This window comes from Thermogemmatispora tikiterensis (assembly GCF_003268475.1).
Classification (GTDB): Bacteria; Chloroflexota; Ktedonobacteria; order Ktedonobacterales; family Ktedonobacteraceae; genus Thermogemmatispora; species Thermogemmatispora tikiterensis.
Genome location: NZ_MCIF01000002.1, coordinates 278,568 through 287,707 on the forward strand (window position 1 = coordinate 278,568; position 9,140 = coordinate 287,707).

9 protein-coding genes are annotated in these 9,140 nt (G+C 58.9%); 1 reads left to right on the forward strand and 8 read right to left on the reverse strand.

Annotation, left to right across the window (positions count from 1 at the left end; all coding sequences use genetic code 11):
* Positions 1-222: 222 nt before the first annotated feature.
* The 8 genes from A4R35_RS01295 to A4R35_RS01330 are packed head-to-tail and all read right to left on the reverse strand — an operon-like array spanning position 223 to position 6,833.
* Positions 223-1,017, reverse strand: coding sequence for a 2-keto-4-pentenoate hydratase (locus A4R35_RS01295; protein ID WP_223258131.1), 795 nt, complete (start codon positions 1,015-1,017; stop codon positions 223-225).
* 49 nt (positions 1,018-1,066) lie between these two features.
* Positions 1,067-2,524 (reverse strand): aldehyde dehydrogenase, encoded by a 1,458-nt coding sequence (locus A4R35_RS01300; RefSeq protein ID WP_112425811.1) that lies wholly within the window; start codon positions 2,522-2,524, stop codon positions 1,067-1,069.
* A 19-nt stretch (positions 2,525-2,543) separates the two neighbouring features.
* On the reverse strand, positions 2,544-3,281 hold the full coding sequence (locus tag A4R35_RS01305; protein WP_223258132.1) for a 2-keto-4-pentenoate hydratase: 738 nt from the start codon (positions 3,279-3,281) through the stop codon (positions 2,544-2,546).
* On the reverse strand, positions 3,278-3,616 hold the full coding sequence (locus A4R35_RS25170; RefSeq protein ID WP_399356013.1) for a 4-oxalocrotonate tautomerase family protein: 339 nt from the start codon (positions 3,614-3,616) through the stop codon (positions 3,278-3,280). Before A4R35_RS25170 ends, A4R35_RS01305 begins: the two co-directional genes overlap by 4 nt.
* Positions 3,537-4,070, reverse strand: coding sequence for a flavin reductase family protein (locus A4R35_RS01315; protein WP_112425817.1), 534 nt, complete (start codon positions 4,068-4,070; stop codon positions 3,537-3,539). Before A4R35_RS01315 ends, A4R35_RS25170 begins: the two co-directional genes overlap by 80 nt.
* Before the next feature lie 25 nt (positions 4,071-4,095).
* The gene (dmpG, locus tag A4R35_RS01320) at positions 4,096-5,121 is read right to left on the reverse strand and encodes a 4-hydroxy-2-oxovalerate aldolase (RefSeq protein ID WP_112425819.1); all 1,026 of its coding nucleotides are present in this window, start codon (positions 5,119-5,121) and stop codon (positions 4,096-4,098) included.
* Positions 5,118-6,047: an acetaldehyde dehydrogenase (acetylating) gene (locus A4R35_RS01325; RefSeq protein WP_112425821.1), complete on the reverse strand. Its 930-nt coding sequence runs from the start codon at positions 6,045-6,047 to the stop codon at positions 5,118-5,120. Before A4R35_RS01325 ends, dmpG begins: the two co-directional genes overlap by 4 nt.
* 6 nt (positions 6,048-6,053) lie before the next feature.
* A complete protein-coding gene (locus A4R35_RS01330; protein ID WP_112433915.1) occupies positions 6,054-6,833 on the reverse strand; it encodes an IclR family transcriptional regulator in 780 nt (259 codons plus the stop codon).
* Between the two features lie 566 nt (positions 6,834-7,399).
* Between A4R35_RS01330 and A4R35_RS01335 the strand changes: the two genes are divergently transcribed.
* Entirely contained in the window at positions 7,400-8,980 is a 1,581-nt protein-coding gene (locus A4R35_RS01335; RefSeq protein ID WP_112425823.1) for a 4-hydroxyphenylacetate 3-hydroxylase N-terminal domain-containing protein, read from the forward strand.
* Positions 8,981-9,140: the final 160 nt, after the last annotated feature.

The window sequence follows — 9,140 nt, forward strand, 5'->3', positions numbered from 1 at the left end:
GGGAGTCAGGAGCTCGACATGAGCCAGCTGGGCTACCTCAAACATGGGTTCCTGTCCGTTTTCTGCCATTGTTGCCTCCTTGATCCTTGCTAAATTTCAGCTGCCGCTATGGCAGGCCGGATCTGACGGCCTCTGGAGACCGTCGTCCAGCGCCCGGGGCAATTAGTCCGACATAGACCCCTGGCCTTCCTCTCAGGCTGTGGCCCATCGAAGGCGAGAGCACTATCCAAAGGAGACTTTCACCTCCCCCAGATGCGAAAAACGCGCCACGAACCGATCGCCTGGCTGCGCAGGGACAGCGGCGCACATCGCTCCTGGTAACACCAGCTCCCCGGCACGCAGTCCTGTATTGAACTCAGCGAGCTTCCTGACTAACCAGGCAATGGCGGCTGCCGGGTGACCCAGGACTGCCGCGCCATTGCCCGTTCCGACAACCTCGCCGTTGCGCCGAAGCTCCACCTGCTCAGTCTCCAGGTCCAGATCGTGAAGCGCGATCGGGCGCCCGACCACAACCCGTGCTGAGGAGGCATTGTCTGCAATGGTATCGGTGAGCTTAATGCGCCAATCGCTGATGCGGCTATCGACGATCTCCAGCGCAGCGCTCACGCTCTGCGTTGCCGCCAGCACCTCAGCGGGAGTTACATGGGGGCCGGAGAGGTCAGCCTGAAGCCAGAAGGCAATTTCCGGCTCAACGCGGGGCTGGATCAGCTGCTGCAAAGGGAGAAGGGCGCCCGAGGAGTGCACCATCGAGTCGAGCAGGAAACCATAATCAGGCTGGTCGACCCCCATCTGGCGCTGCATGGCCAGACTGGTGAGTCCCACCTTGTGACCGACGAGGCGAGCACCTCGTAGAAACTTCTTCTGAAGCCAGTGTTGCTGGATGGTATAGGCATCGGCCACAGTGAGGCCCGGATAGGATTCGCTCAGGGGCGCAATGGGAGTGCGTGTCTGCTCCGCCTGATCGAGCCGTAGAGCTAGCTCTTCGGCAGTAGAGGGGGAAAGATTGCCACTGGACACGGTTCTCCTCCTGCTCATACTTGGACATGGTCACTGTCCAAGGCTTATGCTATGATCGGTTACTCAAGCAAACGGTTTTGGTCTCAGTGTAGAACTCCAGGCTATGCTGGCCACCTTCCCGTCCAATGCCGCTCTGCTTCATCCCTCCAAAGGGCACGCGCAAATCTCGGACAAAGAAATCGTTAATCCAGACTGTCCCCACCTTCAGAGCCTCTGCTACTCTGATAGCGCGCCCGACATCACGGGTCAGCACCACAGACGAAAGTCCATAGTTGACCCCATTGGCCACCGCCAGAGCTTCCTCCTCACTATCGAAGGGTGCGACCGTCACGACCGGTCCGAAGACCTCTTCCTGGCAGATACGGTCATGAGGCTGGACATGAGCGATCACCGTAGGAGAGAGAAAATTCCCTTCATGGTATGGAGAGGGAAGATGAGGCGGCCCGCCCCCCAGCAAGAGCGTCGCCCCTTCAGCCACGGCCTGATCGATGTAGGCCCGCACACGCTGCACATGCTCACGAGAGATTAAGGCTCCCAGCGTCGTCTCCGGGTCCAGAGGATTACCCGGCTGCAGGGTGCTGGCTCTGGCCAGAAAGCGCTCAAGAAAAGGCTCATAGAGCGGGCGCTGTACCAACAAACGTGGACCAGCCAGGCAGAACTCGCCTTGATTGAAGAAAGCGGCTCGAACACTGGTCTCCACCGCCAGATCCAGATCGCTGTCGGCGAATACCAGCGTGGCCCCCTTTCCCCCAAGCTCAAAAGAGATGCGCTTCAGCGTACGAGAAGCAGCGCTCATAATGGCTTTACCGGTGACAGTCTCACCGGTGAAAGAAATGAGACTCACGTCAGGATGCTGGGTCAGCAAAGCCCCTGCCGAGTCGGGGCCGAAGCCATGCACCACATTGAAGACGCCCGGTGGGAGGCCGGCCTCATGAGCAATCTGGGCCAGCTTCCAGGCCCCGATGGGGGTCAGCTCCGCCGGTTTCAAGACCACGGTATTCCCGAAGGCCAGGGCCGGGCCAATCTTCCAGGTCTCCAGGAGCATTGGAACATTCCAGGGTGTGATCAAGGCCGCGACACCTATCGGCTGGCGAAGCACATAGTTAATATAGCCATTCTCCATCGGGTAGGCCTCGCTGCCATGCATTACCGCGAAATCCGCGAAAAAGTCGATGTTGGCCGCGACGCGCGCAACGTAGCTCGCCTTATTCTCGCGGATCGGGCGCCCGACATCCAGGCTTTCAGTGAGCGCCAGCTCCTCCTCATGGGCCCGAATACCCTCGGCGAAAGCCCGTAAGTACCGCCGTCGTTGTGAGGGGGGCATCTGGCTCCAGTACGCGAAAGCGGTGTTGGCGGCTCGTACTGCGGCATCAACCTCGGCCTCTCGGCCTTCTGGTGCCCGCCCTATGACCTCATTCGTGGCCGGAAACAAGATCTCAAAGTGTCTCTCTCCCTCCACGAACTGGCCATTAATATAGTGCTGTACATCGAACCAGTAGGGGTGCATGCCAGCGAATCCTCCGTTTCTAGCTCAAAAACGTAATGGCAAGCCAGCTCCCTTGAGGTCCCTCTACTCTGACACTGCCAGGGCGAGCCGGCTGGGCGCTGATTGGAGAGCCGAGGTAGATCAGCTGACCAGCCTTTAGCCCTCCCACCTCATGGGCAAGCCACAAGAGATGATCTTCCACAGGCCCCAATGCCTCAAGAGACCCCTCTGCCACAGCATGCTCATCGATGAAGAGGCGCAACGTCCCCACGGCGGGCCAGGCGAGAGGCTTTTTCCCTCGCAGGAAGCCTCCGCCAGAAGCGTTATCAGCGATGACTTCGGCGAGAGTAAAGCGATAGCCGGCCCAGATCGAGTCTAGCAGGTCGATGCCCAGATACGCCATCGCTATAGCCTGCTGAGCCTGGTGAATGGCTGCTGTAGGAGAAAGATCCTCGCCGAGCAGAATGACAATTTCCGGCTCGAATCGTGGCTGAATGAAGCGACTCAGCGAGACAACCGGCTGTTCTAGCAACATGTCATCATAGATCCGCCCATAGATGGGGGTAGTGATGCCCATCTGGGCCTGCTTGGCAGGACTCACGAGACCAAGCTTATAGCCTCGCACAGGACGGTGTGCTCCCAGGTGCTCCTGAATACGGTACGCCAGACTCGCATCGAGATGGAAGCGATTTCCTGCTACGGTGCACTTTGCTGCACGCGCGCTGCGCACTTCTTCCAGAAGGGCAGCTTCTTCTGGATTGATCGGCCCGTCCATCATTGACCTCGCCTGTCCTGGCACGCTAAGGAGCGGCCAGCTACTCCCCACTGGGATCTAGAAACCTCGTAGATTACGACCCGGATCTCTTCCAGGGGATACTCCAGTTCACGAGACGCTGTCTGCGACAGAAGCTGAATCAGATCCTCCTTCTGCGACTGGGAGCGTCCTTCGAGCATTGTTACTTTGAGCACGAGCATATAACCCCGCCTGTTATTGATGAACTCTCTCTTCTGTCCCGTTCCAGTCGCCTCAGAGCTACCAGATCCAGGGATCATGGATCTGCACTTCAAGGCAGCGGAAGTTGCCGCTATAGAACAGCAGGGGGAGGCCCTCATGGGCTTCCAGGGCCTCAACCAGGCCAATGTAGAGCGTGTGATCGCCGGCAGGATGGACCTCCTTCACTTGGCAGAGCAGGTGGGCCAGGGCTTTCTCCAGGAGAGGCAACTCTGCTTTCCAGAGGAAGGAAAGCGCCAGATTCTTTTGCGGTCGCCCGGCGAAGTGCTGGGCCACCGCTTCCTGCTCACTCGACAGAATGTTGACAGCATAGCGGCGACTGCGCTCTAACCACTCTCGCATGCGTGTACGATTGTCGATGGAGACCAGCACGAGCGGCGGATCGAGGGAGACTGACATGAAGGCATTGGCAGTCATGCCATGCACCTGTCCCTCGTAAGCAGTGGTAATCACGGTCACCCCCGTCGCAAAGTGGCCGAGCACGCGACGGAACGTGCGAGGATCAACCACGCTCTGCGGCGGCGCTGCCTCTACTGACTGCTGCTGCAGTTCCATGAGTGATCTCCTTTCTGGCACAAGCTCACGTCTGGGGCACAGGTTTGTCTTGCGACCGTCTGGCGAGGTCCAGCGCCACGTCGAGGATCCAGTCCTCTTGTCCAGCAACTGCCTGGCGGCGCCCCAACTCGACCAGAATACTGCGGGGATCAAGATGGTACAGTTCACCGGCCCGGCGAGCGTGCAGCAGGAAGGTCGAATAGACTCCCGCGTAGCCGATCGTGAGCGCATCGCGGTCGGGCAGGGGCTGATACGGAGCGATAGGGGCGACAATATACTCGGCAGCATCCATCAGGGCGAAGACATTCAGGCCGGGGTTCTGGCCCATTTTGTCGAGAACCGCGGCGATCACTTCTGTGGCGGCGTTACCAGCTCCTGCCCCGAGGCCACGCAGGCTGCCATCGATCTGATCAACCCCAGCCTCCAGGGCGGCCAGCGTGTTCCCTATAGCGAGACCCAGGTTATTATGGGCATGAAAACCCACCTGGATAGTCAGCGCCTCCTTGAGGGCCTTGACTCGCGCGTAGGCCCCGTCAGGCAGAAGGGCGCCAGCAGAATCGACAATATAGACGCAATCGGCGCCGTAGGATTCCATCAGCCTGGCTTGCTCGGCCAGCACCTCTGGAGGGCGCATGTGCGCCATCATGAGAAAGCCCACGGCTTCAAGCCCTAGCTCTTTGGTAAGACCAAAGTGCTGCTCTGAGATATCCGCCTCTGTACATTGGGTGGCGATGCGGATCACCTGGACACCACGCTCGGCAGCCGCTTTTAGCTCCTTGCGTGTCCCGATCCCGGGCAGCAGTAATGCGGCGATCCTGGCACGCTCGCAGACGCTGCGCGCCTCAGCAATCAGCTCCAGCTCAGGAGTATGAGAGAACCCATACTGCAGCGATGCTCCTCCCAATCCGTCACCGTGCGTGACCTCGATGACCGGGACCCCTGCCCGATCCAGGGCCTGGGCAATGCTGCGCACCTGCTGGCGAGTAAATTGATGACGCATGGCGTGCGAGCCGTCCCTTAAAGTGGTATCTGTCAGGCGGAGCGTCTTCATGCCACTGCCTCCTTGCTTGAAAGGAGATGGGCGGCAAAGAGTTCGCCTACGCGGCGCGCTGCGGCGGTCATGATGTCCAGGTTGCCAGCATAGGTGGGGAGATAGTCACCGGCCCCGCGCACCTCCAACAGCATCACAATGACCGCGCTCCTCCCCCAGGGAGTCTCTCGCATCTCAACCACGGGGGGATTCTTGAGCAGGTAGCCCGGGACATAGCGCTGCACGTCGGAGACCATCTGCTCAACCGAGGCGGCCACTTGTTGGAAGTCGAAGTCGCCCTCGGGTACCACATACACGGTGTTGCGCATCATGATGGGCGGAGAAGCAGGATTGAGGATAATGATGGCTTTGCCCTCCCGTGCGCCACCCAGTGCCTCCAGTCCTCGCGCCGTTGTGTAGGTGAACTCGTCAATGTTCTGGCGCGTTCCAGGACCTGCCGAAGCGCTGGCCACGGTACTGACCATCTCTGCATAGCGCACAGGAGTCACGCGAGAGACAGCGTAGACCAGCGGGATCGTAGCCTGCCCGCCACAGGTGATCAAGTTCACATTCACCTGATCCAGGTGGGCACCCAGGTTGACCGGCGGCACCACGTAGGGGCCGCGCGCTGCCGGCGTCAGGTCGATGGCGATTTTCCCGGCCTCACGTAAGAGCCGGGCATGGCGCATATGCGCTTTGGCGCTTGTGGCATCAAAGACAATGCGAATCTCGGGGTCTGCAAGAACCGCATGAATGCTCTCGGTGCTGGCTGGTATGCCAAGCGAGCGAGCTCGCTCCAACCCTTCTGACTGAGGATCGATACCTGCCACCAGCGCTAACTCCATTGACCCTGGCTCTTTCAAGAGCTTGTACATCAGGTCTGTCCCAATGTTGCCGGAGCCTAAAATCGCGACCTTGATTCGCCCGTTCGCTGCTGAGTGCTGCATGATCGTTCAGTTCCTCCTCTTACCAGAACAAGCTATTCTCGGGATATAGCCGAGATTCTCAGAAACCTGCTGAGCTGCTCTCACAATGGCCAGACGATACTGCTCCTCGTTGGCGTAGAAGCGGTAAGCCGGTATCGAGAGGCTCATGGCCGCAATAACCTCGCCGCTGTGATCACGGATCGGCGCGGCGACACAGCAAAGCTCCAACACGGCCTCTTCGCGATCGTAGGCATATCCTTGCCGGCGCACCTGCTCCAGTTCTGCCCGCAATATCTGCGGATCAGTGATCGTGTTGGGGGTGAGAGCTGGCATACCTTGCTTCTCAAGGATTGCCAGGACCCGCTCCCAGGGCAGATGGGCCAGGATGCATTTGCCAACTCCGCTGCAGTGGCCCGGTAGCCTTACCCCAATCCCAGTCACGGCCACCCGCACCGCCCGTGTCCCTTGCAATTTCTCGATGTAGATAATCTGGTCAGATTCGAGGGTAGCGAGGTGGACGGTTTCACCAAAGCGGGCGACCAGCGATTCCATCACCCTGCGGGCCTCGCTCCGGAACTCGGTGGTCTCCAGAAGGAGCTGAGAGAGCGCCACGATTCGCCAGCCGAGGCGGTATCGGCCGGCTGGGGTGCGCCGTAGCAGCCCCCCTTCCGTCAGACTGGCAGTTAGCGCTGAGGCGGTAGACTTGGGGAAACCCAGTTTACGCGCGATCTCACATACTCCCCACTCTGGTTGCTCGTGTGAGAAGAGGTTGAGGATTTGAAACGCTTTGTAGACAGCTTGCACCATTGCCCTGTCCTCCAGGTGGACCTGTACACAGAAAACCACGTCCGTTGTCTTCCCATCCCTGTGGCACTGAGAGGCCAACGCTCTCCTGGCATGGCCGTTGAGGAAATCGATTGCCGGAATCGCTCAGCCACCAAGCGCTTCCCGCCGGGCGCATAGAATCGCTGCCAGTGATCGCTCCTGCTCTGTTGAACCCTCGATTGAAGTAAGCTAGTTCAAGTATAAGCTGGTTATTTTTAACAAACAATGCGCCCGTCCCGCATTGATGGACAGATGCATTGACTCATATAGACAGACCAGTACCATTAGTAGCGATAGTGCAGGGAAGCTTTAGCCGGATTCCCTGCCAGTGGAGTACCACGGGGGCAGGGGAATGAACTCCTGAGCCTGGATCAGCAGCACGACTGTCCGTTTGTCAGCAGGAAGGAGGAGCTTCTTTTTGCCTGATACTCCCTCCATTCAAGGGTCAGTGGGGTCAGGCGAGTTTCAAAAAGCCCAGACAGGCTCGCTGAGGGTCAAGTGATTCCCAGGCGTTAGTCAACCAAACAGGTAAAAAGGAGGAACTAGCGATGGCAGTATCTCAGAATGAGCCAGCCCCAGGCAAAGAGGCCGCTGCGGTCCCCCGTCCGCTCACTGGCGAGGAATACCTGGAGAGTCTGCGCGACGGTCGCGAAGTCTGGATCTATGGAGAGCGCGTCAAAGATCTCACGACTCATCCCGCTTTCCGTAATACAGCTCGCATGGTTGCACGGCTCTATGATTCCCTGCATAATCCTGAGAAGCAGCCTGTTCTGACCACCGCAACGGATACTGGCAGTGGCGGGTATACTCATAAGTTCTTTGTCACTTCGCGCAGCGCCGAGGATCTGGTCGGGGCACGTGATGCTATAGCGGAGTGGGCTCGTCTCTCTTACGGTTGGCTTGGGCGCAGCCCGGACTACAAGGCCAGCTTCCTGGGCACGCTCGGGGCCAATGCCGAGTTTTATGAGCCATATCAGGAGAATGCCCGGCGCTGGTACAAGGAGGCCCAGGAGAAAGTCCTCTACTTCAACCACGCCATCGTCAACCCGCCAGTTGACCGGAACCGTCCGCCTGACGAGGTTAGCGACATTTACATGCACGTGGAGCGCGAGACGGACGCTGGCATTGTTGTCAGTGGTGCCAAGGTCGTAGCGACTGGTTCGGCTTTGACCCATTACAATTTTATCGCGCACTACGGACCACTGCCGATCAAGAAAAAAGAGTACGCCCTTATCTTTGCGGTCCCTATGGATGCGCCAGGGGTCAAGCTCATCTGCCGGCCCTCCTATGAAATGACGGCGGCGGTCATGGGCAGCCCGTTCGATTATCCTCTCTCCAGCCGCCTGGATGAAAACGACGCGGTTTTCATCTTCGATAAAGTGCTTGTCCCCTGGGAGAACATCTTCATTTATGGAGATGTGGAGAAGGCCAATAACTTTTTCCCGCTCTCCGGCTTCATCCCGCGCTTTACCTTCCACGGCTGTATCAGGCTTGCCGTGAAGCTGGACTTCATCGCCGGCCTCTTCCTGAAAGCGGTGGAGGCCACCGGCGCCAAGGACTTCCGTGGAGTACAGGCGCGCGTCGGCGAGGTGCTGGCCTGGCGCAATCTCTTCTGGGCGATCACCGATGCGATGGCGCGCACGCCTCTCGCCTGGAACAATGGGGCGGTACTGCCCAACACCGACTACGGGCTGGCCTACCGCGTCTTTGCCACGGTCGCCTACCCGCGCGTGAAGGAACTCATCGAGAACGACGTCGCCAGTGCCTTGATCTACCTCAATTCCCATGCGGTCGATTTCAAGACCCCCGAGGTTCGCCCCTATCTTGAAAAGTACATTCGCGGGTCAGGAGGCTACAGTGCCCTCGACCGCGTCAAGCTGATGAAGCTCCTCTGGGATAGCCTGGGTAGCGAGTTCGGCGGGCGCCATGAACTCTATGAGCGCAACTACGCGGGCAATCATGAAAACATCCGTCTGGAGGTGCTGCTTAGCGCGATGGCAACGGGGCAAACCGAGCAGTACAAAGGATTCGCCGAGCAGTGCCTGGCGGAATATGACCTGGATGGCTGGACCGTACCAGATCTCATCAATCCCGACGACGTTAACCGGCACTGGAAGCAGCAGAGCTGACCCCTGTTCGTTGTTGGTCACAGTTGGTCCACAATTGGTCACAAGCTCGGGGCGACATCCTCGCCTCTGCAAGCAGTCCATGAGGAGGAAAACAATGAGCAACGAGCAAGAGCCTTTGTTCGAAGTCGCACAGCTGGCTCACGTGGAATTGCTGACCCCC

What these genes read in the sequence shown, in the direction of transcription:
- A4R35_RS01300 (WP_112425811.1), bottom strand. Translation starts at nt 2,524, where the DNA reads ATGCACCCCTACTGGTTCGATGTACAGCACTATATTAATGGCCAGTTC.
- dmpG (WP_112425819.1), bottom strand. Translation starts at nt 5,121, where the DNA reads ATGAAGACGCTCCGCCTGACAGATACCACTTTAAGGGACGGCTCGCAC.
- A4R35_RS01335 (WP_112425823.1), top strand. Translation starts at nt 7,400, where the DNA reads ATGGCAGTATCTCAGAATGAGCCAGCCCCAGGCAAAGAGGCCGCTGCG.
- A4R35_RS01325 (WP_112425821.1), bottom strand. Translation starts at nt 6,047, where the DNA reads ATGCAGCACTCAGCAGCGAACGGGCGAATCAAGGTCGCGATTTTAGGC.
- A4R35_RS01315 (WP_112425817.1), bottom strand. Translation starts at nt 4,070, where the DNA reads ATGGAACTGCAGCAGCAGTCAGTAGAGGCAGCGCCGCCGCAGAGCGTG.
- A4R35_RS01330 (WP_112433915.1), bottom strand. Translation starts at nt 6,833, where the DNA reads ATGGTGCAAGCTGTCTACAAAGCGTTTCAAATCCTCAACCTCTTCTCA.
- A4R35_RS01305 (WP_223258132.1), bottom strand. Translation starts at nt 3,281, where the DNA reads ATGATGGACGGGCCGATCAATCCAGAAGAAGCTGCCCTTCTGGAAGAA.
- A4R35_RS25170 (WP_399356013.1), bottom strand. Translation starts at nt 3,616, where the DNA reads ATGAGGGCCTCCCCCTGCTGTTCTATAGCGGCAACTTCCGCTGCCTTG.